Origin of the sequence: Pseudomonas sp., from assembly GCF_028293835.1 — a bacterium.
Classification (GTDB): Bacteria; Pseudomonadota; Gammaproteobacteria; order Pseudomonadales; family Pseudomonadaceae; genus Aquipseudomonas.
In genome coordinates this window covers 16,408-39,052 of the sequence record NZ_JAQGNX010000090.1, presented here as the reverse complement: position 1 = coordinate 39,052, position 22,645 = coordinate 16,408, and the positions used below count along the sequence as shown (strand labels likewise).

General features: G+C 55.9%; 19 protein-coding genes and 2 tRNA genes. 11 read left to right on the top strand and 10 right to left on the bottom strand.

Going from position 1 to position 22,645, the window contains the following annotated elements:
- Positions 1-529: 529 nt before the first annotated feature.
- From JWR17_RS12220 to JWR17_RS12210, 3 genes are all read right to left on the bottom strand, one after another.
- Positions 530-898, bottom strand: a complete 369-nt coding sequence (locus JWR17_RS12220; protein WP_299831750.1) for a hypothetical protein — start codon at positions 896-898, stop codon at positions 530-532.
- A gap of 237 nt (positions 899-1,135) precedes the next feature.
- A complete protein-coding gene (locus JWR17_RS12215) occupies positions 1,136-2,314 on the bottom strand; it encodes a VWA domain-containing protein (protein ID WP_299831747.1) in 1,179 nt (392 codons plus the stop codon).
- A 61-nt stretch (positions 2,315-2,375) separates the two neighbouring features.
- Positions 2,376-3,221 (bottom strand): MoxR family ATPase, encoded by an 846-nt coding sequence (locus JWR17_RS12210; RefSeq protein WP_299831843.1) that lies wholly within the window; start codon positions 3,219-3,221, stop codon positions 2,376-2,378.
- A gap of 231 nt (positions 3,222-3,452) precedes the next feature.
- Here JWR17_RS12210 and JWR17_RS12205 point away from each other — a divergent pair, with 231 nt between their 5' ends.
- Positions 3,453-3,647, top strand: a complete 195-nt coding sequence (locus tag JWR17_RS12205) for a DUF4160 domain-containing protein (RefSeq protein ID WP_299831841.1) — start codon at positions 3,453-3,455, stop codon at positions 3,645-3,647.
- Positions 3,644-4,159 (top strand): DUF2442 domain-containing protein, encoded by a 516-nt coding sequence (locus JWR17_RS12200; protein ID WP_299831745.1) that lies wholly within the window; start codon positions 3,644-3,646, stop codon positions 4,157-4,159. Before JWR17_RS12205 ends, JWR17_RS12200 begins: the two co-directional genes overlap by 4 nt.
- A 7-nt stretch (positions 4,160-4,166) precedes the next feature.
- On the opposite strand, the gene JWR17_RS12195 is transcribed toward JWR17_RS12200, so the two are convergent.
- Positions 4,167-5,237 (bottom strand): DUF748 domain-containing protein, encoded by a 1,071-nt coding sequence (locus tag JWR17_RS12195; protein WP_299831742.1) that lies wholly within the window; start codon positions 5,235-5,237, stop codon positions 4,167-4,169.
- Between the two features lie 123 nt (positions 5,238-5,360).
- Between JWR17_RS12195 and cysK the strand changes: the two genes are divergently transcribed.
- From cysK to aceK, 5 genes are all read left to right on the top strand, one after another.
- On the top strand, positions 5,361-6,335 hold the full coding sequence (gene cysK / locus JWR17_RS12190) for a cysteine synthase A (protein WP_299831739.1): 975 nt from the start codon (positions 5,361-5,363) through the stop codon (positions 6,333-6,335).
- A gap of 189 nt (positions 6,336-6,524) precedes the next feature.
- The gene (locus JWR17_RS12185; RefSeq protein WP_299831736.1) at positions 6,525-7,463 is read left to right on the top strand and encodes an aspartyl/asparaginyl beta-hydroxylase domain-containing protein; all 939 of its coding nucleotides are present in this window, start codon (positions 6,525-6,527) and stop codon (positions 7,461-7,463) included.
- A gap of 92 nt (positions 7,464-7,555) precedes the next feature.
- Positions 7,556-7,723, top strand: a complete 168-nt coding sequence (locus tag JWR17_RS12180; protein ID WP_299831733.1) for a hypothetical protein — start codon at positions 7,556-7,558, stop codon at positions 7,721-7,723.
- Between the two features lie 116 nt (positions 7,724-7,839).
- Positions 7,840-8,721: a DMT family transporter gene (locus JWR17_RS12175; protein ID WP_299831730.1), complete on the top strand. Its 882-nt coding sequence runs from the start codon at positions 7,840-7,842 to the stop codon at positions 8,719-8,721.
- A gap of 107 nt (positions 8,722-8,828) precedes the next feature.
- The gene (aceK, locus tag JWR17_RS12170) at positions 8,829-10,541 is read left to right on the top strand and encodes a bifunctional isocitrate dehydrogenase kinase/phosphatase (protein ID WP_299831728.1); all 1,713 of its coding nucleotides are present in this window, start codon (positions 8,829-8,831) and stop codon (positions 10,539-10,541) included.
- Between the two features lie 60 nt (positions 10,542-10,601).
- Here the strand turns inward: aceK and JWR17_RS12165 are convergent, their stop codons facing one another.
- Positions 10,602-14,075 carry a PAS domain-containing hybrid sensor histidine kinase/response regulator gene (locus tag JWR17_RS12165; RefSeq protein ID WP_299831725.1) on the bottom strand — a complete coding sequence of 1,158 codons (3,474 nt, stop codon included), beginning with the start codon at positions 14,073-14,075 and terminating at the stop codon, positions 10,602-10,604.
- A gap of 266 nt (positions 14,076-14,341) precedes the next feature.
- On the opposite strand from JWR17_RS12165, the gene JWR17_RS12160 reads away from it, so the two are divergent.
- A complete protein-coding gene (locus JWR17_RS12160) occupies positions 14,342-15,481 on the top strand; it encodes a TDT family transporter (RefSeq protein WP_299831722.1) in 1,140 nt (379 codons plus the stop codon).
- A 125-nt stretch (positions 15,482-15,606) separates the two neighbouring features.
- The gene (locus JWR17_RS12155) at positions 15,607-17,481 is read left to right on the top strand and encodes an MFS transporter (RefSeq protein WP_299831719.1); all 1,875 of its coding nucleotides are present in this window, start codon (positions 15,607-15,609) and stop codon (positions 17,479-17,481) included.
- Positions 17,482-17,495: 14 nt separating this feature from the next.
- On the opposite strand, the gene sugE is transcribed toward JWR17_RS12155, so the two are convergent.
- From sugE to rdgC, 3 genes are all read right to left on the bottom strand, one after another.
- Positions 17,496-17,810, bottom strand: coding sequence for a quaternary ammonium compound efflux SMR transporter SugE (gene sugE, locus JWR17_RS12150; protein ID WP_299831716.1), 315 nt, complete (start codon positions 17,808-17,810; stop codon positions 17,496-17,498).
- 235 nt (positions 17,811-18,045) lie between these two features.
- The gene (locus JWR17_RS12145) at positions 18,046-19,005 is read right to left on the bottom strand and encodes a bile acid:sodium symporter family protein (RefSeq protein WP_299831713.1); all 960 of its coding nucleotides are present in this window, start codon (positions 19,003-19,005) and stop codon (positions 18,046-18,048) included.
- Between the two features lie 76 nt (positions 19,006-19,081).
- Positions 19,082-20,002 carry a recombination-associated protein RdgC gene (gene rdgC, locus JWR17_RS12140; protein ID WP_299831710.1) on the bottom strand — a complete coding sequence of 307 codons (921 nt, stop codon included), beginning with the start codon at positions 20,000-20,002 and terminating at the stop codon, positions 19,082-19,084.
- A gap of 160 nt (positions 20,003-20,162) precedes the next feature.
- On the opposite strand from rdgC, the gene JWR17_RS12135 reads away from it, so the two are divergent.
- Both JWR17_RS12135 and JWR17_RS12130 read left to right on the top strand, forming a co-directional pair.
- A tRNA-Val gene (locus JWR17_RS12135) sits at positions 20,163-20,238 on the top strand.
- A 20-nt stretch (positions 20,239-20,258) separates the two neighbouring features.
- A tRNA-Asp gene (locus JWR17_RS12130) sits at positions 20,259-20,335 on the top strand.
- A gap of 138 nt (positions 20,336-20,473) precedes the next feature.
- Here the strand turns inward: JWR17_RS12130 and JWR17_RS12125 are convergent.
- Both JWR17_RS12125 and JWR17_RS12120 read right to left on the bottom strand, forming a co-directional pair.
- Positions 20,474-21,646, bottom strand: coding sequence for a phytanoyl-CoA dioxygenase family protein (locus JWR17_RS12125; RefSeq protein WP_299831707.1), 1,173 nt, complete (start codon positions 21,644-21,646; stop codon positions 20,474-20,476).
- The gene (locus tag JWR17_RS12120) at positions 21,643-22,509 is read right to left on the bottom strand and encodes an SDR family oxidoreductase (RefSeq protein WP_299831704.1); all 867 of its coding nucleotides are present in this window, start codon (positions 22,507-22,509) and stop codon (positions 21,643-21,645) included. The genes JWR17_RS12125 and JWR17_RS12120 overlap by 4 nt, the downstream gene beginning before the upstream one ends.
- Positions 22,510-22,645 lie beyond the last annotated feature (136 nt).

Sequence of the window (22,645 nt, the reverse complement as noted above, 5' to 3'; positions counted from 1 at the left end):
GGCTAACGCTGCATGATCTGGCTGCAGATATGGGCGGTCGATATGGTTACCGTGGACCTGCTACCAATGCCTGAAGCCTTATTACCTTTGACGTACATAACCCAAGACCCAGTATTGTACTCGACGATCCAGTGATAGTTAAAGTTTCCATTATAGGTAATGAAGGGCGAGGATTTATGTCTTCCGAAACATTTTCCTATGGTGCTGTAACCTTGAGCCATTCCGGTTTTGTCTGTCATTATCTCGATAAAGTCGCTGTTTGCGGCAGACCGGTAGTCCTTAACTAAATCCAAAACGACAGTTGCGCCGTCAACAGGATAGCCTGATGAATCCTTGAGCTGTGCAGACCATATGAGATTCTGGTAAAACATTGTGGTACCCCAATAGAGTGGAAGTTTTGTGGTGTCCCATTTACTTTTCCGCTTGCGAGGTACGGGGCGGATCCAAAAATAATTTTATATCCGCTGTCTCCAGTTAATTTTTTGCTAGGCTTCCTGGAAATCCTAAGCTGGAAGTTATGAGCTCCCGATTATATCCATGTGGCCCCAGGAACTTCGGTTGCCCACTCCCCGTTGGATCTCGATTCGATATGCCAAGAAGATGTAGCAGGAATTGCCGTCAGATCTAACATAATGTTTTGTTTTCGCCATGCGAAAAAGTTGTAAATTTTTACGTCTGACCCGCTATTCGGTTTTTCAATGATTGTGTTGAGTTTGTCGGGTAATTCTATGGCAGGTACGGCTGTTGTAGCTGAAATTTCGGCCTCGCTAGCGGTTGGAAGTGTGCGTATTGTTTCAAGCGGTTCTGCGGACGAGAAAGTCTCGGCTGCCATTGCTAGCCTAGAAATCGAAATAATCAATGCGACTACTAGCGCGTTTTTACTGATAACATTTTTCATGGTTTTACCTTTTTTAATCGAATAGAGTTGCGTTCGGATGGATGTTGCCCGAATACAATGTCTAATGATTGATACGTTTTTGATTGATATCATCGCACCCATTGGCGATGAATAATGATCAGTTGTTTTTGACTGATGCCGCGAACTAATCAGTGTCTGGATGTCGTGTCAATCCGACACGCTAAAAAAAACGAGCGATGAGCGCTCGTTTTTAGTAAGAATATTCGGAACCCTATTTCACTTCGCCAAATACCGCATCCCTTCTTCCAACCCACGCAAGGTCAGTGGATACATCTGGTCGTCGATCAGATCGCGGACGATGTTGGTTGAGGTGGTGTAGGCCCAGGTGTCTTTCGGGTAAGGATTGATCCAGATGAGTTTTTTGTACTTCTCTTTGAAACGCTGCATCCAGGCGTAACCGGGTTCTTCATTCCAGTGTTCTACGCTGCCGCCAGCTTGGGTGATCTCATAGGGCGCCATGGCGGCGTCGCCGATGAAGATCACTTTGTAATCAGCGCCGTATTTATTCAGCAAATCTTGAGTGGCGGTGCGCTCGGCGCCGCGGCGCATGTTGTTTTTCCACACCGATTCATAAATGAAGTTGTGGAAATAAAAGTATTCCAAGTGCTTGAACTCGGTCTTGCAGGCGGAGAATAATTCTTCGCAGGTTTTAACGTGAGCGTCCATGGAGCCGCCGATGTCGAACAGCAACAGCAGCTTGATGGTATTACGGCGTTCCGGGCGCATCTGGATGTTTAGCAGGCCAGCGTCCCGTGCGGTGTGATCAATAGTGCCGTCGATGTCGAGTTCTTCAGCGGCGCCTTGACGGGCAAACTTGCGCAGGCGGCGCAGGGCGATTTTGATGTTGCGTGTGCCTAGCTCAACCGAGTCATCAAGGTTTTTATACTCGCGCTGGTCCCACACTTTCACTGCTTTGCCTTGGCGTTTACCGGCATCGCCGACGCGAATGCCTTCGGGGTTGAATCCGCCTGAGCCAAACGGGCTGGTGCCACCAGTGCCAATCCATTTATTGCCACCGGCGTGCCGTTCTTTTTGCTCTTCCAGACGCTTCTTGAATTCCTCGATCAACTTGTCCAGCCCACCCAGGGTCTGAATCTGCGCGCGCTCTTCTTCGGTCAATGAACGCTCGAATTCCTTGCGCAGCCAATCTTCAGGGATCAGCGCCTGGAGATGCTCATCGAGCTTTTCAAGGCCGTTAAAATAGGCGCCGAACGCTCGATCAAATTTATCGAAATGGCGTTCGTCCTTGACCAGAATCGTTCGGGCAAGAAAGTAGAACTCGTCCATGTCAGCGAAGGTAACCCGCTGTTTCAGGGCGTTGATCAAATCGAGCAGCTCACGCACCGATACCGGCACTTTGGCTGCGCGCATTTCATTGAACAGGTTGAGCAGCATGGCTGTCGCCCTTGATGTCGTGTGTCTGGACGCTGCGTGGTTAAGGCAGCTTGATTCAACTTCAGCGGTTGCCGCGGCGGCTCATGAAAGCCAGGCGTTCGAGCAGTTGTACGTCTTGCTCGTTTTTGACCAGCGCGCCCGCCAGTGGCGGAATAGCTTTAGTTGGATCGCGCTCACGCAGCACCGCTTCGCCAATGTTGTCGGCCATCAGCAGTTTTAGCCAATCCACCAGTTCCGAGGTTGACGGCTTCTTCTTCAAACCGGGGACTTTGCGCACGTCGAAGAACACGTCCAGGGCTTCGCTGACCAGTTCTTTTTTGATGTTCGGGTAATGCACATCGACGATTTTTTGTAGGGTGACGCGGTCGGGGAAGGCGATGTAGTGGAAGAAGCAGCGGCGCAAAAAAGCGTCCGGCAGTTCTTTTTCATTGTTGGAGGTAATAATGATGATCGGACGGATTTTCGCTTTGATCGTCTCGTCGATTTCGTAAACGTAGAACTCCATCTTGTCGAGTTCTTGCAGCAGGTCGTTGGGGAATTCGATGTCGGCTTTGTCGATTTCATCAATTAGCAAAATGACCCGTTCTTCAGCTTCGAATGCTTCCCACAGCTTGCCTTTTTTCAAGTAGTTGCGCACGTCATGGACTTTATCCACACCCAACTGCGAGTCGCGCAGACGGCTGACCGCATCGTACTCGTACAGGCCCTGATGAGCCTTGGTGGTGGATTTGATATGCCAGGTGATCAGCCGTGCACCGAACGACTCGGCCAGCTGTTCGGCGAGCATGGTTTTGCCGGTGCCGGGCTCGCCTTTGACCAGCAACGGCCGCTCCAGGGTGATGGCAGCATTGACCGCGAGCTTCAGGTCGTCGGTAGCGACGTAGGCGCTGGTGCCTTCAAACTTCATCTTGAAATCCTCGAAAACGGTGTCGCCGACAAGGGCGTGATAAGGGTTGCTCAATGTGCGGACTATAACGCGCAGGTTGGGCGACTGTGAACGCAGACGCTGCATTCAGTCTCTGAATGGCCCGTCACACTTTGACTCACATCAGGTAGCTGAATACTCTTGAGGTATAGCCAGACTGGCTATACCGTGTTTTGCATGTCTACTAAATAGCGATTTCGCGATAAATACCGTATTCAGTTACGCGAGAAGGATCATCTGCCGCCGCATGTTCATTTGACCGGTGGCGGTATAGACGTACTGATCTGCTTGCACCAGGTGGTGGCCATGCGTGGACAAGCGCCTGCCGCAATACTGGAGGAAGCACTGGAATGGATACGGGCTCACCAACAACAATTATTGGAGGAATGGACGCTATGGCATCCATGAAACGCCCCCGCCTGCAGGCAGTGCAGGTAACCGCTGGCTATCGGTTGGCATTGACGTTCATCAATGGCCAGCAATTTACGCTGGACCTGACCAATGATGTGGCCAGTTACCCAGGGCTGCGTCCGCTTCAGCGCGAGGGCGCTTTTGCCGACGCGCAGATGGGCGATGATGGCTGGACCGTAGAATGGCCTGAGCTGGACATCCAACTGGGCGCCGACACCCTGTATCTGGATGCCCAAGCTCAGGCAGCGACAGACGAAAACACGCGCATCTTCATTGCCTGGCGCGCCCGTACCGGTCTGCCGTTGGCTCAAGCGGCGCAGGCGCTGGGCGTGAGTACGCGCAGCATCACTCGTTACAGCAATGCGCGAGAATCTACCCCACGCACCCTGGCCTTGGCCTGTTTGGGTTGGGATGCGCTGCAGCATCAAGCGAGTAACCTGCGTCTGGCCGCCGAAGCGCCCGCTTTGTATGGCGCATCGGCCCCCGAGGGAACCGGCAAAAAACCGTAGCCCTGCTTCAAGGTGTTTTCCCGTTGTCATAACGCGCACTGAACGCTTGAACGAAACCGTTGCGCAGAATCTGCCAAAAAGCCTGAAACGCGCTGATGTCTTGTTTATGCACGCTGCCACTGAGGTCGACGCGGGTCGCAAACTGGTTTTTATTCTGGTTCTTCAATACCGCTTGGCCACCGCCGACAACGGCTTCCCAAACTGAGCGGAAGAAACCTTTGTTCTGATTTTCCACATCCTGCTGCCAGTTGAACACTTCGACATTACGCAACAGCGGTTTGATATAACCGGTCAGTTGGCCCTTGACCGCTTTGGCCTGAATCACCACATCGCCGGTGCCGGCGTTGAAGTCAAATTTCCCATAGGCCGAAGCAAAATCGTTAAGACTTTTAAGCTCGACTCCGGTAGTGCGAAAGCGGAAATCGAAATCTTCGAAATTGCTGAATGGATCAAAGGTGGCTGCGGTTTCCAATGGCGCCTTGCCCATGAGCAGGGCTTTGCCATCGAAGCGCGCTTCACGCTGGCCTTTAGCGTCCGCAACGTTGGTCAGGTTATAAAGGCTGGCGTTGACCTTATCCGCCTCAATTTTCACCTTTGGTGTCGAGGTGAAGTTGTTGAACGTTATTCGGCCGTCGCTGACCCGGACTTCATTCAGGGTGATCGGTAACAGTTTATTTAACTGATCGCGCCAATCGGTGCCTTGACCGGTCTGCGAGGCTTCCTTGTTTTGGCCGCCATCGACGAAGTTAAGCTCGGGATTGATAAAGCGTACCCTCGCCACCACGGCGTGGTCGTACCACAGGGAATGCCAGCTTACTGCGAGATCGATGACCGGGATTTTTACAAACGGGACGGGCACCTTGCCGGTGACTTTAACGATATCCAGTCCATTGATTCTATAAGCGCCGCGCCACAGGGCCAGATCGACATCGGTAACCTGGCCACGGTAATCGCCCATGTCGGCGAGTTTGTCATTGAGGTAATTACGCACCAGATAGGGCAGGGCGATCTGTAGCGCAACCAGTAAAACCACGATTACTGCAACAGTCCACAGCGCAATGCTATAGCGACGTTTCATATGAAAGTCTCCGTTTCCTTAAAGCTGTTGACTGCCCGGTTACGTATCCGTTCGCTGCACTGGACGCACACAAGCTGGCGGCATAGGCTTTGCCCATTCGAGAACGTGCACAAGGACACTGCCATGAGCCGTATTTATGCTGATAACGCCCATTCCATTGGTAACACGCCATTAGTCCAAATTAACCGTATCGCGCCACGTGGGGTCACCATCCTGGCTAAGATCGAAGGGCGAAATCCTGGTTATTCAGTTAAATGCCGCATCGGCGCCAGTATGATTTGGGACGCTGAAAGCAGCGGCAAACTCAAGCCGGGCATGACCATCGTTGAGCCGACCTCAGGCAATACCGGTATCGGCCTGGCGTTCGTGGCCGCCGCGCGTGGTTACAAGCTGATGCTGACCATGCCCGCGTCCATGAGTATCGAGCGGCGTAAAGTGCTCAAGGCGCTGGGTGCCGAATTAGTCCTGACCGAACCCGCCAAGGGAATGAAGGGCGCCATCGCAAAAGCCGAAGAACTGCTGGCCAGCGATCCATCGACGTATTTCATGCCCGGGCAATTCGATAATCCGGCGAATCCGGCGATCCATGAGAAAACCACCGGCCCGGAAATCTGGAACGACACCGACGGCGCGATTGATGTACTGGTGGCGGGCGTTGGCACCGGCGGCACCATCACCGGGATTTCGCGCTATATCAAGCACACCGAACGTAAGCCGATTTTGTCGGTGGCGGTTGAGCCCAGCGTGTCGCCGATCATCACCCAGGCATTGGCCGGACAGGAGATCACCCCAAGTCCCCACAAGATTCAAGGCATTGGCGCCGGTTTCATTCCGAAAAATCTGGATCTCTCCATGGTCGACAGGGTCGAATTGGTGACTGATGACGAAGCCAAGGCGATGGCGTTGCGCTTGATGCGCGAAGAAGGAATTCTGTGCGGTATCTCTTGCGGAGCGGCCATGGCAGCAGCAGTGCGGATGGCCGAGACTCCGGAAATGCAGGGCAAGACCATCGTCGTGATTCTGCCGGATTCGGGCGAGCGGTACCTGTCGAGCATGCTCTTCAGCGACCTGTTTACTGATCAGGAAAACCAGCAGTAAATAGTCATTGCTCACAGGCTGCTTTTTACCTGGCTCCTGAAGGCTTATCATGGCCGGCTTGGAATCCGCTTGAGTGCGCATTTCGCGAAGACGAAATGTGGAGACGGCTACTGCTGGCGGCCGTCCCGGGATCAATAACCAACAGTGCCGCGTAGTGCAATGTGATTGCCTATTTTTCAGGAGTGTTTCATGACCTTATCTCTTGCTGCCAAGGTAGCAATCCTGATGCTCTTCCTGGGGAGCACGCTGTACGTCCATTTGCGCGGTAAGGCCCGGTTGCCGTTGCTGCGGCAGTTCGTCAACCACTCGGCGTTGTTTGCCCCTTATAACGCGTTGATGTACCTGTTCTCGGGCGTGCCGTCGAAGCCGTACCTGGATCGCAGCAAATTTCCTGAATTGGACCTGCTCAAGGACAATTGGGAAGTCATCCGCGATGAAGCCATGCATTTGTTCGACGAGGGCTATATTCGCGCCGCCGCCAAGGACAACGACGCCGGTTTCGGTTCGTTCTTCAAAAAAGGCTGGAAGCGTTTTTACCTCAAGTGGTACGACAAAGCCTTGCCCTCCGCCGAGTTGCTGTGCCCAAAAACGGTAGAGCTGGTCAATCGGCTGCCCAACGTCAAAGGCGCCATGTTTGCCCTGTTGCCGGGTGACAGCCACCTGAACCCGCACCGTGACCCGTTTGCCGGTTCGTTGCGTTATCACTTGGGCTTGTCGACGCCAAACTCTGACGATTGCCGAATCTACGTCGACGGTCAGGTCTATGCCTGGCGAGACGGCCAGGACGTGATGTTTGATGAAACCTACGTGCACTGGGTCAAGAACCAGACGCCCCAGACTCGGGTGATCCTGTTCTGCGACATCGAGCGGCCGTTACGCTCGAAGTTGATGACCCGGATCAATCGGTCCATCAGTGCATTTCTCGGTCGCGCCACGGCACCGCAGAACCTCGACGATGAGCGGGTGGGCGGGATCAACCAGGCCTACGCTTACAGCAAGCGTTTCAGCAACGGATTCAGCGCTAAGGTCAAACAGTTCAAGCGGCGTTACCCCAAGGGTTACCGCATCATGCGGCCGGTGCTGGCGGTGATTGTGCTGACCTTGCTCGGTTATTGGTTGTTTGGCTGAAAACCTGATTGCAAGATGCACCGGACGCTGCCTATAGTCGGCGTCGGTGCTTATCACCAGCACCCAACCCCATTCTTACGAAGATGTGCACCATGCCTGCTTCCCACTTCGACTCTATGTTCGCCGCCGCAGCCTTGGCTGCTGCCGAACCTCGTGGGTGTCGGCAGTTGGTCTTCCGCAGCCATTACCCCCCACCTTCACCTGTGACCAGCCTGGTCGTATGCGTTGTCGCACCGCCAGGCATCGTCTTGCTGGGTTGATCGGTTCTATTTCACCGGTCCTTACGCCCGCAAAACCATTCAAACACTCACTGATTTTCGGTCTGACCGAGTCGTGACGTAGCGCATTCAGCGCGCTTGAATCACAGGTGACACTTATGTTTTTTTCACGCGAAGCCCTGGCCTCAATGGCCACGACAACCTTGTTTGTCCTGCTGTGGAGCAGCGGCGCGATTTTCTCTAAGTGGGGATTGGCCCATGCCGCGCCGTTTACCTTTCTGCTGGTGCGCTTTTCCCTCGCGCTGGTAGCACTGGCGATAGTGACCCCGTTGCTGGGGTTTAAATTGCCTGGCTCCCGCAAACCGCTGTTGTACGCAGCCGCCACCGGCGCGGTGTTATTAGGCGCTTATCAGATTTTCTATTTGCTGGCGCTGGACCTTAAGGTCACGCCGGGTGTGATGGCGACCATCATGGGCGTGCAGCCGATTCTGACGGCGGTGCTGATGGAGCGCAGTCGTTCCTGGGCACGTTTGTTTGGCCTGAGCCTGGGGCTGACTGGATTGATTTTAGTGGTCTATCAAGGCATCGGTTTGGGTGGTATGTCCCTGGCCGGCATGCTGTTTGGGCTGCTAGCGCTGGCAAGCATGACCTTTGGCTCCATCATGCAAAAACGCATCACCGATAACCCACTCGGCACCTTGCCTGTGCAATATCTCGCCGGGCTGCTGCTGTGTTCAGTGTTCGTACCGTTTCAACCGTTTCATTTTGAAATGAGTACCGGGTTTATTGTGCCGGTGTTGTGGATGGGGCTGGTGGTATCGGTGTTGGCGACCTTTCTGCTCTACCGACTGATTGCTCGCGGAAACTTAGTCAATGTGACCAGTCTGTTTTACTTGGTGCCTGCGGTCACGGCGATCATGGATTACCTGGTCTTCGGCAATCGACTGGCGCTACTGAGCCTGTTCGGCATGCTGCTGATCATCATCGGGTTGGTGTTTGTGTTCCGCAAGCCCCGAGGTGGCCAAACTGCTCGCCGGTAGAAGCCAACTTGTTGGCGAGGCTCTTCGCCTGACACGCCGCCAATAATTTCCCACGTCTCAATCCGCTGACTAAGCTCAGACCTCTGAACCCCCGCAGAGGTCTGTCTATGCCCGCCGCCGACATCGCACGGATGATCCTTGATGGCTTCGACGATTACCGTGAGCATTTTCGGCAGATCACCGACGGCGCCCGTGGGCGCTTCGAGCAAGGGCAGTGGCAGGAAGCGCAACGCGCTTCGGCAGCGCGGATCACGCTGTATGATGAGAAAGTCAGCGAAACGAGCCTCCGTCTTCGCGCGGCTTTCGATGTGGGAAGCCTATTGGCGGCGACTCGTTGGCCGTTGGTTAAAAGCGCCTACATCGACCTGATTGATCTGCGATTCGATAACGAGCTGGCGCAAACCTGGTTCAACTCACTGTTTTTCAGAATGTTCAGTCATGACCTGATCAGCGACGGCTGCATGTTCATTCATACCACACGTTCGTCATTGCCCCGTCACGGCACAACCGCACACACCCGGATTTATCGGCCCCAAGGCGAGCTGGCTAACATGCTGTGCCAGGTGTTTGCCGACTTCCCGTTCGATATTCCGTTTGCTGATTTTCCGGGAGACTTACAGCGCCTGGAAACACAGCTGCGAGAGAATCTGCCCGATTGGGTGTGCAAAGACTCGGCGTTGTGCGTCGAACTGTTTTCCTCGGTTTTGTACCGTAACAAAGGCGCTTATCTGGTCGGGCGAATCTGCACCCTGGACGACCAGTGGCCGTTGGTGATTGCGCTGCTGCACCGCGAAGGCCAGGGCATTCAAATCGATACGCTGATTACGGATGAAGCTGATGTGTCGATTATTTTCTCGTTCACCCGTTCGTATTTCATGGTCGACGTGCCGGTACCCGCTGAGTTTGTCGGCTTTCTGCAGCGGATCTTGCCAGGCAAACACATCGCCGAGCTGTATACCTCGATCGGCTTTTACAAACATGGGAAATCAGAGTTCTACAGGGCCTTGATCAACCACCTGGCCACGACTGACGATCAATTCATCATGGCCCCCGGCGTGCGTGGCATGGTCATGAGCGTGTTCACCTTGCCGGGCTTCAACACCGTATTCAAGATCATCAAGGATCGTTTTTCACCGTCGAAAAACATCACCCGCGAAACGGTGATCGAAAAGTACCGGCTGGTAAAACGTGTTGATCGGGTAGGGCGTATGGCTGATACCCAGGAGTTTTCTGACTTTCGCTTCCCCTTGAGCAAGTTTGCCCCGGACTGTCTCGCCGAACTGCTGGAAGTCGCGGCGGGTACGGTGGAAGTTCAAGGCGATACCGTGCTGATCCGTCATTGTTGGACTGAACGGCGAATGACACCGTTGAACCTGTACCTGGAGAACGCCACCGCCGCTCAGGTACATGAGGCATTGGAGGACTATGGCTTGGCGATCAAGCAACTGGCGGCGGCGAATATCTTTCCCGGCGACATGCTGTTGAAGAACTTCGGCGTGACCCGTCACGGTCGGGTGGTGTTTTACGACTATGACGAGATCTGTTTTTTGACCGAAGCCAACTTCCGCCATATCCCGGAGCCGCGCACCCCTGAAGACGAAATGTCTGCCGAGCCCTGGTACTCCATCGGCCCACTGGATGTGTTTCCGGAAGAGTTTCCGCCGTTCCTGTTTGCAGACCTGAACCAGCGGCGGCTGTTCGCGACGTTACATGGCGAACTGTACGACGCCGATTACTGGAAAAGCCTGCAGCAAGCCATTAGTGCCGGGAAAGTCATCGACGTGTTTCCGTACCGGCGCAAAGGGCGAATGACACCCTGATTTCTGTGAACCTCTGTAGGAGCCAACGTGTTGGCGCGGCGGTAGATATTAACCTGCCTGTTAACCCAAACTCACATGCCGACTCAGCAGCGCTCTTAACGCCGCTGGCTTGACCGGTTTTGACAGGTAATCAAGCCCGGCGGCATGGATGTGTGCCACCAGTTCAGGACGGCCGTCGGCGCTGATGACTACGCCTGGCACCGGCTCGTCCATGCGGGTACGTAGCCACGCCATTAGCGCAGTGCCGGTTTCACCTTCGTCCAAGTGATAGTCGACCAGCACCAGTTGCGGTCGCACGCCATCGCTCAACAGCGCCTCGCATTCACTGCGATTACGGGCGGTCCACACCTGACATCCCCAGCGTGTCAGAAGACTGTTCATCCCAATCAGGATGCTGTCTTCGTTGTCGATGCACAGCACATGGGTGCCGCTCAGTGGCTGGCTTTTAACCGGGGAGGGCGCTGGCACCGTGGCTGTTTGACTGCTGGCGAGCGGCACCGTCACGCTGAACACACTGCCTTTGCCCGGCCATGAGCGGACTCGCAAATCATGCCCAAGAACGCGACACAAACCGTCGGCAATCGCCAGACCAAGGCCCAGACCTTTCTCGGCACGGGTTTGATGGCTGTCCAAACGCTTGAACTCCTCAAAAATAACCTGACGTTTGTCCTCCGGAATGCCAGGGCCACGGTCCCACACTTCAAGGCATAGCTGGCCTTTGCGGCGCCGAACACCCAGAAGAATGGGGCCTTGGGCATAGCGAAAAGCATTGGTCAGAAAGTTTTGCAGAATTCGCCGCAGCAACTTCATGTCGCTGTCGACCCGCAGCTGCGTGCCGCGCAAACGAAACTTCACGCCTTGCTCCTTGGCCAACGCTTTGAACTCGGCGCCCAAGGTATCGAACAATGCATTCAGCGCAAACGGCTGGCGGACAGGCGTGATCTTGCCGTTTTCCAAGCGGGAAATATCCAGCAGGTCACTGATTAAATCCTCCGCGGAGCGTAGCGAGGTGTCCAAGTGCTGCACCAATTGTTGAGCGTCGCTGGAGAGCCCATCGTCCTGATGAGAAAGCGCAGCGGAAAAGAGCCGCGCAGCATTCAGCGGTTGCATCAAATCGTGACTGACCGCTGCGAGAAAACGGGTTTTCGATTGGTTGGCGGTTTCCGCTGTGCCCTTGGCTTCGGTCAGCGCCACGTTCAATTGAGAGAGTTCGTGGGTGCGTTCGATTACCCGTTGCTCAAGGCTTTCGTTAGCGCCCTTGAGGGCCTGCTCGGCCTCGCGGAACGCCGTAATGTCAGTGAAACTCATGACGAAACCGCCGCCTGGCATGGGGTTGCCGATCAGTTCAATGACCCGACCGTTGGGGAACAAGCGTTCCGAGGTATGCGCCCGACCTTGGCGCATCCAATGCAGCCGGCGCGCCACATGCACCTCGGCTTCGCCTGGTCCGCACAGGCCGCGTTCAGCGTTATGACGAATGATGTCGGCAATCGGCCGGCCCACGCTGATCAGCCCTTCCGGGTAATTGAACACTTCCAGGTAACGGTGATTCCAGGCCACCAGCTTCAGCGACTGATCCACTACGCTGATGCCCTGGGTGATGTTTTCAATGGCCCCTTGCAGTAGCGCCCGATTGAATTGCAGCACTTCTGACGCCTCATCGGCGATCCGCACCACGTCCTCGAGCTGCATTTCGCGGCCTTCGATGGCCGCCTTGACCACGGCTCGGGTCGACGACGCGCCCAGCACACCGGCCAGCAGTCGTTCGGTATGAGCGATCCAGTCGCCATCGGCGTTTTGATTCGGGTTAAACCCTTTGCCTTGACGGTAGGCGAAGCGAATAAAACTTTGTCTGGCGCGCTCTTCACCCACAAAACGTGCCGATAAGGTCAGCAAGTCTTCAATCTGCACAGCCAGCAACGAACGGTTGCGCGGACGGGCGCTGATCTCCTGGCCGATAAAACGTCCCGCTTGCCAATGCTCGGAAACCCGGGTGCGTGACAACACCGAGACCCAGGCAAACAGGGTGAAGTTACCCGCCAGCGACAGCACCACGCCTTGGGTCAACGGGGTAATCGGCAGGTGGAGCGGGTTGCTGTGCAGCCACGCCAACCCCGGAAAACTGCTCAGCGACCAGCCCAGGCTGATGGCGGCAATCGGCAGGACCAAGGTGTAGAACCACAGAAACGTTCCCGCCGCCAATCCGGCAAACACACCGCGACGGTTGGCTTGCTTCCAATACAGCGCACCGAGCATCGCCGGGGCCAGTTGGGTAATCGCGGCGAAGGCGATCTGGCCGATGGTCGCCAGACTGGCCGTCGAGCCCAGTAGCCGGTAGCAGACATACGCCAGCAGCAGAATCACCACAATGCTTACGCGGCGCACCGACAGCATCCACTGACGAAACACCTCGAACGGGCGCTCTGCGGTTTGTCGACGCAGCAACCAAGGCAGCAACATGTCGTTGGAAACCATGGTCGACAGCGCCACACATTCAACGATCACCATGCCCGTCGCCGCCGACGCGCCGCCGATGAATGCCAGCAATGCCAGCACCGGATGCGCTTGCGCCAAGGGCAGACTGATCACAAACGAGTCGGGCAGCACCGAACTCGGCAGCATCATCTGTCCGGCCAAGGCGATGGGCACCACGAACAGCGCCGCCAATGCCAGATAAGCCGGGAACACCCATTTCGCCAAGCGTAAATCCTGTGGCTCGATGTTTTCCACCACGATCAAGTGGAATTGCCGTGGCAGGCAGATCATGGCCATCATCGCCACGCCGGTCTGGACCACCAGGGATGGCCAATTGACCGTTTCTTTCCAGTACTCTTCCAGGCGCGGCGCGAGCATTGCCTGACTGAACAGGTCGTCGAAACCGTCATACAAGCCGAAGGTGACGAAGGCGCCGACGGCGAGAAACGCGAATAACTTGACCAGCGCTTCGAACGCAATCGCCAGCACCATACCGCGATGGTGTTCGGTGACGTCGAGATTGCGGGTGCCAAACAGGATGGTGAACAGGGCAAGGACCAACGAAACAATCAGCGCGGTATCTTGAGCGCGAACGCCAGTGGATTCAGCCACTGCACCGATCAACAGGTTCACGCCCAGGACGATGCCTTTGAGTTGCAACGCGATGTAGGGCAACACCCCCACCAGGCAGATCAACGCGACCACCACTGCCAGCGATTGCGATTTGCCATAGCGCGCCGCGATGAAGTCGGCAATGGAAGTGATGTTCTCCTGCTTGCTGATCATCACCATCTTTTGCAGCACCCACGGCGCCAGCATCAGCAGCAATATCGGCCCGAGGTAGATCGGCAGAAACGACCAGAGTTGTTCCGCTGCCTGACCGACAGCACCGAAAAAAGTCCAGCTGGTGCAATACACCGCCAATGACAGGCTGTAGACCCATGCGCGAATACGTGGCGGCAGCGGCGTACTGCGCCGGTCGCCATAGAAGGCGATGGCGAACATGATGGCCATGTAAGCAAGGGCGACCGCAGCAATCAGCCCGCTGGACAACGACATGTAAAGCTCCCATTAGCGCCAGCGCTCTGAACAGCACAGGCGCGACAGTTTCGCATGATGCCTGGGCTTAGTCTGTGTCGACCAAGGTCGGTGACGGGTAATCAGTTCTTACTTATCTACAGGGGTTGTATTTCGCCGGACAGCGCGGCGGTGAAGGCGGATCGTTATATAGGCAAAACAGATGACCTATAGCGAAACTACCCGTTATATAGATAGATGATCCTGCTATATGCTTTTTCCACCTCATCAGGGGACAGGAGATCAGCATGCCCATTCTCGATATACCTCGCCCATTCAGCCAGTTGAACCGCCCTCGAGAGGTGATCCGCCAGTTCACCCCGAATTGGTTCGCCGCTACCATGGGCACCGGCGTTCTTGCGCTGGCCCTGGCGCAATTGGCGACGCACATCCCCGGCTTGCTTCACGTTGCCGAGGGGCTGTGGTTAGTTAATATTGGCCTGTTTGTGTTGTTCAGCCTGTTATACGCAGCGCGTTGGGTGCTTTTTTTTGACGAGGCGCGCCGTGTGTTCGGCCACTCTACGGTCTCGATGTTCTTTGGCACCATTCCCATGGGCTTGGCGACCATCATCAACGGTTTTCTATTATTCGGTCTGTCACGTTGGGGCAACGCTGCAGTCTCTATCGCTGAAGTGTTGTGGTGGCTGGACGTTGCCATGGCACTGGCCTGCGGTGTGTTGATTCCGTTCATGATGTTCACCCGTCAGGAGCACAGCATCGACCAGATGACCGCCGTGTGGCTGTTGCCCGTCGTCGCTGCCGAGGTGGCAGCGGCCAGTGGTGGGTTGCTGGCACCACACTTGGCCGACACCGCATCACAGTTCGGTGTGTTGATCACCAGTTATGTGTTGTGGGCGTTCTCGGTGCCAGTGGCGTTCAGCATTCTGACGATTTTATTGTTGCGCATGGCCCTGCATAAACTGCCCCATGAAAACATGGCTGCTTCGAGTTGGCTGGCGCTGGGTCCGATTGGTACAGGAGCGTTGGGCATGTTGGTAATGGGCGCGGACGCCCCGGCGATCTTCGCCGCTAATGGCCTGCCGGGCCTGGGTGAAATTGCTGACGGCATCGGTCTGGTGGCAGGGATTACCTTATGGGGTTTTGGCCTGTGGTGGATGCTGATTGCGATGCTGATTACCTTGCGCTACCTGCGCACCGGCATACCGTTCAACCTTGGTTGGTGGGGCTTTACCTTTCCGTTGGGGGTTTATGCGTTGGCCACCTTCAAGCTCGCGGCGCGGCTCGATCTGACGTTTTTTTCGGTGATGGGCGGCGTGTTGGTCATCTGTCTGACCCTGCTGTGGGTCATCGTCATGAGTCGCACGGTTCGTGGCGCTTACAAAGGTGAACTGTTCGTTTCGCCGTGCATTGCTTCGCGGGGTCGATAACGTTCCCTCATTCTTTGAAAACAGCTTGCAACAGAACCGGACGCGTCCTATCGACATCTGCGTGCTGAACGTTTTCAATGTCGGCCACTGAAAAGCCGTGTGCGGCGTAATGGGATGCAAGGTCGATGAGTCAACAATCGCAATTCAACTTGCTGGGGAAACGGCGCTTTCTGCCGTTTTTCATTACTCAGTCCCTCGGGGCTTTTAACGACAATGTCCTTAAGCAATCACTGATCCTGGCCATACTCTACAAACTCAGCATCGAGGGTGATCGCTCCATATGGGTCAATCTTTGCGCGTTACTGTTCATCCTGCCGTTCTTTTTGTTTTCAGCGCTGGCTGGGCAGTTCGGTGAGAAATACCCCAAGGACGCATTGATCCGCCTGATCAAACTGGGCGAGATCGGGATCATGATGGTCGGCGCCACGGGCTTTATGCTCGATCATCTGTCGATGATGCTACTGGCGCTGTTCGCCATGGGTACCCACTCGGCGCTGTTCGGTCCGGTGAAATATTCGATTCTGCCGCAGCACCTGCACGAGAATGAGCTGGTCGGTGGCAACGGCCTGGTGGAGATGGGCACTTTCCTGGCGATTCTCGCCGGAACCATCGGTGCCGGGATCATGATGTCCTCTGCCCATTACGCCCCCATCGTTGCCACCGCGTTGCTGTTGGTGGCCTGTCTCGGTTACATCGCCAGCCGCAGCATTCCGCGCGCAGCGGCCGCCTCGCCGGAAACCCGCGTCAACTGGAATATTTTCAGCGAATCCTGGGCGACCTTACGCCTGGGCCTGGGACAAACGCCGGCGGTGTCGCGCTCGATTGTCGGCAACTCTTGGTTCTGGTTTGTCGGCGCGATTTATCTGACGCAGATTCCGGCTTATGCGAAAGACTGGCTGTACGGCGACGAAACCGTCGTGACTTTGATCCTCACGGTGTTTTCCATCGGCATCGCCGTGGGCTCGATGCTCTGTGAGCGCTTGTCCGGGCGTAAGGTCGAGATAGGACTGGTGCCGTTTGGCTCAATGGGTTTGACCCTGTTTGGCCTGTTGTTGTGGTGGCACTCGGGCAGCTTTCCGCAAAACGTCCAGGCCAACGACTGGCTGGCAGTGCTCTCAATAGGGCAGGCGTGGTGGGTATTGTTCGACGTGTTAGGTATCGGCATCTTTGGCGGCTTTTATATCGTCCCGTTGTACGCCTTGATCCAATCGCGCACCGTGGAGAAAGAACGTTCGCGAGTCATCGCAGCGAACAATATTCTTAACGCGCTGTTCATGGTGGTGTCGGCCATCGTTTCGATTGTGTTGCTCAGCGTGGTCAAACTGTCGATCCCCCAACTGTTTTTAGTCATATCGCTGATGAACATCGCAGTGAACGTGTACATCTTTAACATCGTTCCCGAGTTCAGCATGCGCTTCATGATCTGGCTGCTCAGCCATTCCATGTACCGCGTTGAACACCGCAACCTTGAGCTGATTCCAGACGAAGGCGCGGCATTATTAGTGTGCAATCACGTGTCGTTTGTTGATGCGCTGTTGATTAGTGGCGCGGTGCGGCGGCCGATCCGTTTTGTGACTTATTACAAAATCTATAACGTGCCGGTGCTGAATTTTATCTTTCGCACAGCGGGCGCGGTGCCGATTGCCGGGCGTAACGAAGACCTGTTGATCTACGATCAGGCGTTCAGGAAAATCGCCGAGTACCTGAAAGGCGGTGAGTTGGTGTGCATCTTTCCCGAAGGCAAACTGACGACCGATGGCGAGATAAACGAATTTAAAAGTGGCTTGACCCGCGTACTGCAAGACACACCGGTGCCGGTGATTCCGTTGGCCTTGCAAGGGTTGTGGGGCAGCTTTTTCAGCCGCGACCCGAACAAGGGGGTTGTTCGTCGATTGTGGTCGCGAATTACCCTGGTCGCCGGGCCTGCGGTGTCTGGCGATGCAGCGTTACCGGCCAGATTGCAGGCGCAGGTGACCGAGTTGAGAGGCGCGATTCGATAGCCCGGATATCCGTCTCAACTGCTCAACTTCAACCCCAACAAACCACACACAATCAGCCCAACGCTGGCTAAACGAATCAGCGCCATGGATTCGCCAAACAGAATGATCCCGGCGATCACGGTGCCAACTGCACCGACGCCGGTCCAGATTGCATAGGCGGTGCCCAGCGGCAATTCTTTCATGGAAAGGCCCAGCAAACTGAGGCTGACAATCATCGCGGCGATGGTGAGGGCTGTGGGCAGAGGGCGGGTAAATCCATCGGTGTATTTCAGGCCGACGGCCCAACCGACTTCAAACAGACCGGCGAAAACAAGAATGATCCAGGACATGATGACCTCCAGACAAGAGGTCGTCCTCGAAGTGATTTTCTGGCGGAACAGTCAGGTCGTCCTGGCTGTGGGCAATATTTTGCACATTACCGGGCCAAGGGCAAGCCTTCGTGCTGCATCAGGCTGGCGATTTCCCTCTGAGGAGCCAACGCGTTGGCGAGGCGTTCTACCTGACCCGCCGCATCACGCCTCTCGCCAACACGTTGGTTCCTATAGGATGCGACACGGTTTAGGACTACGCCTTCGCCTCAGCCGCCCGCCGATCCGCCTTTTCACTCATCCGTCGGAAGTAAGTCGATAGCAACGCCCCCGATATGTTGTGCCAAACACTGAACAACGCACTGGGCACCGCTGCCAGTGGCGAGAAGTGTGCGCTGGCCAGTGCGGCCCCCAGTCCGGAGTTTTGCATGCCGACTTCCAGTGACAGCGACTTACGCTGGGCCAGTGGCAGTTTGAACAGCTTGCCGGTGAAGTAGCCCAGTACGAAACCGAAGCTGTTGTGCAGGATCACCACGGCCATGATCAACAACCCGGATTCAGCTATTTTCGCCTGACTGGCCGCAACCACTGCGGCGACGATCATCACGATGCTGACCACAGACACCAGCGGCAACACGTCTTCTGCGGCTTTCACCCGTGCACCCAGAACCCGCTGCGCGACGACACCGAGAACGATAGGCAGCAGCACCAGTTGAAGAATGGACCAAAACATTTCCATGAACGACACCGGCAACCAGGCCGAGGCCAGTAGCCAGATCAATGCCGGCGTCATCAGTGGGGCGAGGAGGGTGGTCACAGCAGCGATGGCTACCGACAACGCCAAGTCTCCACGGGCCAGCCAGGTCATGACGTTGGACGACGTCCCGCTTGGGCAGCAGCCCACCAGAATCACACCGACTGCGATTTCAGCGGGCAGGTGAAACGCCTGGCACAACAACCAGGCCACACCGGGCATGATCACGAAATGCGCGATCACGCCCAAAGCCACACGCCACGGATGGCGGGCGACTTCTGAAAAGTCATCAAGCTTGAGCGTCAGGCCCATGCCGAACATCACCAGGCCGAGTAGCGGCACGATGGCGCTTTTCAAACCGATAAACCATTCGGGCAGCAGAAACGCCAACACTGCAAACAGCAGCACCCAATAAGCGAAGGTATTACCGACGAAGCGACTCAACGTAGCCAAAGCACGCATGGTCCGTTCCTTTTTATAAGAAGAAAGCGTGCGCTACCGTTAGTGGTAGCGCACAAACGCACTGACTGTTTGCTGCTTAGATGCCTTGTGGCAGTTCTTCGCCGCCCAACGCTTCGAACAATTCCGGCAGGAATTCACCGAAGGTCAGCATCATTAACGTGAAACTTGCATCCAATTGGCCGAGGGCTTCTTCACCGCCGTTTTGTTCCGCTTCATCGGTCAGCAGGTCTTCGAACTTCAGGCGCTTGACGACCATTTTGTCGTCGAGGACGAAAGACAGCTTGTCCTGCCAGGCCAACGACAGCTGGGTGACCACTTTACCGGTGCTTAAATGCAGCTGGATTTCTTCGCTGGTCAGGTCCTGGCGTTTGCAACGGACGATGCCGCCGTCTTCATGGGTATCACGCAGTTCACACTCGTCGAGCACGAAGAAGTGGTCAGCGGCTTTCTGGGATTTGACCCACTCGGTCATGGTCGCGCTAGGCGAAACTTTCACGGTCAACGGACGCACCGGCAACGAGCCGATCACCTCCCGCAACGTAGAAAGCAAGTCTTCGGCGCGTTTCGGGCTGGAGGCGTTGACCAGAATCAGACCTTGTTTTGGCGCAATGGCCGCAAAGGTCGAACCGCGACGGATAAAGGCGCGAGGCAAGAAGGCTTGAATGATTTCGTCCTTAAGCTGATCTCGCTCCTTCTTGTAGACCTTACGCATTTGTTCGGCTTCGATCTCTTCGATCTTTTCCCTTAATGCGTCATTCACAACGCTGCCAGGCAAAATCCGATCTTCTTTACGCGCGGCGATCAGCAGGAAGTCGCCGCTGACGTGGACCAAAGGAGCATCCTCACCTTTACCGAAGGGAGCGACGAAACCGTAAGTGGTCAACTCCTGGCTGGCACATGGGCGGGCCGGTTTGGTCGCCAATGCGGTTTCCAGCGCCTCAGCATCAAAAGGCAAATCTTGGGTCAGGCGATAGACAAGCAGGTTTTTGAACCACATGGGGTGAATCTCTCCTTTATACAAAGGGGGGCATTATTCCCTCCTCAGCCCCTGCGGCCAACCCTGTGCTAAGCCTTTGGCAGGATTAAAAAAATTATTTAACAAAGTGCTTGCCAGAGGTGGGGTCGCTATATAGAATGCGCGCCACACCGAGAGTGAAGGGTGATTAGCTCAGCTGGGAGAGCAGCTGCCTTACAAGCAGCGGGTCGGCGGTTCGATCCCGTCATCACCCACCAATTCCTTCTCAGTGTTACGCGCAGCGGTAGTTCAGTCGGTTAGAATACCGGCCTGTCACGCCGGGGGTCGCGGGTTCGAGTCCCGTCCGCTGCGCCATATTCCGCTTCAAGGCCCTTGAACTCCTTGAAGCAAAAAAGAGCGACCTTAGGGTCGCTTTTTTTTGTCTGAAATTTAGCTAAAGCCATTCCCGTTCTACCGATTGCCGCAAAGCCGCAAAGCCACAAAAGAATGAAGTCAGGCCTGGCGCTTGCTGCGCATCCGCGTGACCTGGCGCTCAAACGTTTCGAACGACCAGCGTTGGGTCAGCGCTTCCAGCATCATTTGCTGCCCGGTCTGCGGCGCAAGCCCCTTGAGTGGCGGGTCGGTATCCAGATTGGTCGGGAAGGCATAGCCGTCAGCCGCTGTGGCAATCACCGCCGCGAGCCCCTGGGCATTCGTTTCACCCTGTTCCATATGCCGGAGCAGCGCGGGATACAGCACCAACATCATTCGGTCGCGGTCCAGGGTTTCCATGGGTTTGCCAAATGCCGAGGAAATTTGCAGCAGGTTGGCCATTCGGTGCTGGTCAGTGGTGCGGTTAGTCCCTGCCGCATGAAACAGCGCGGGGTTGAAAAACAGCATGTCGCCCTTGCTCAAGGGCAGTTGCACCGCGTGTTCTTCGAAGTACCCAATAAACTCATGTCGACGCCACGCCAGGTAGCCCAGGTCGTACTGCTGAGAGAACGGCAGTAGCAGCGTCGGGCCGGTTTCTACTGGCATCTCGGTGTGGGCAATAGCCCCTTGCAGGGTCAGGTATTGCGATAACACATGCAGCGGCAGTGGAAACCGCCCGACCTCGGCGACGGTTTGAAAACCCATGTGGTAATCGCGATGGGGCTGTTGCGCCTGGCCGCCGGGGTGTACCACGTTGACTTGGGCGGTGATTTGAAAACCCGGTCCTAACCATGATTCGGCAATCAGCCCAATCAACGGGTTGGCGTAGTACTCGATAAACGACTCGGGGGACTTCATCGCAGCTTTTTGCAGCGAGTTCCAGATGCGTCCGTTGGCCCCGGCTTTGGCGAAATGATCGGCGGCAACGCTTTGCCTGGCTTCGTCGGCGAAAATCGCTTCGAATACCTGGCTGTGTCGATCCACCAGCCGGTGATCGCTGTAGGCCTGACGAACCACCATCACGCCGGGGCCTTGGCGGAATAGCACATGCAGCTCGCTCATCAATGCCGTTGGGTTGCCATTCAGCGCCTCACGCAGGGTGTTTGCCTCGTAGATCGGCACCTTATGTTGCACATCAGCGCAATGCGGATAATTCAGCGGGTCCACCGCCTGCTCGCACAGGGCAGTAAAGTCCCGAAGCGCCACGGAGTCTTCTTGCACAAAGGTGCAGGAAGTCGATTTCAACGGATTCATGGCCGGTCTCCAGCCTGTGCTCCTGAACCAGCAAGCGACAGCGGAGCGGCGGGGCGCGGGCTAGGGCCGTCGCCGCAGCCGATGACGCCTTGTTCCAGGTCGATCACGGCACCGGTCATCATTCCCGACTCTTTAGACAGCAGGAAGGCGACGCTTTGCGCTACTTCCTCAGGCTTGAGCAGGCGACCAAAAGGCTGCTGTTGTTCACTGGCGGCCAACCAGCCGTCTTGCGCGCCGTGGTACTGACGCTGAATTTCATCCTCGTGGGGCGTGTCCATCCAGCCGATATTCAGGCCGTTGACCCGAATTCGATTGCGCAATGCGCTAAACGCGACGTTCTTGGTCAAGATCGCCAGGGCACCTTTAGACGCTGCATACGCGGTGAGAAACGACTGGCCACCATGCCCGGTGACGCTTTGGATATTGACGATGGAGCCTTCGACCTGGGTGCTGATCATCAGCTTGATGGCTTCTTGGATCAGAAAAAACGGCGCCCGCACGTTGACTGCGAAGATCCGGTCGAACAGTTCTGGTGAGGTGTCGAGAATGGTGCCGCGGTCCGACATTCCGGCGCAATTGACCAAGCCGTGCAGGGTGCCAAAGTGCTGGCGGGCCGCATCAATTACCCCACGGCAGTCATCGACGCGTTCCATGTCGGCCTCGACGAAAAACGCTGGGCAATCGAGCGCTGTCAGTTGCCGCGCTTGCTCTTCACCTTTGCCCCGGCTACGCCCGCAGATAATCAAACCGGCGGCGCCACGCTGGGCCAAGGTGCGGGCCACTGCTGCGCCAAGCCCTTGAGTGCTGCCGGTTACGACAAAATATTGCCCAGTGAACGGGGCTGAGAGATTGGCTTCGGACATGGGTTTCTCCGTTGATTTTATTGTTGTCAGAACGGTGCAGTGGAGGCCGATGGGGTAAAGCTATGTTCGGCTATACACCTGACGGAACAGAGACTAGCATTACGGGAACCTCACAATGGCCCGAACAAACCTCATA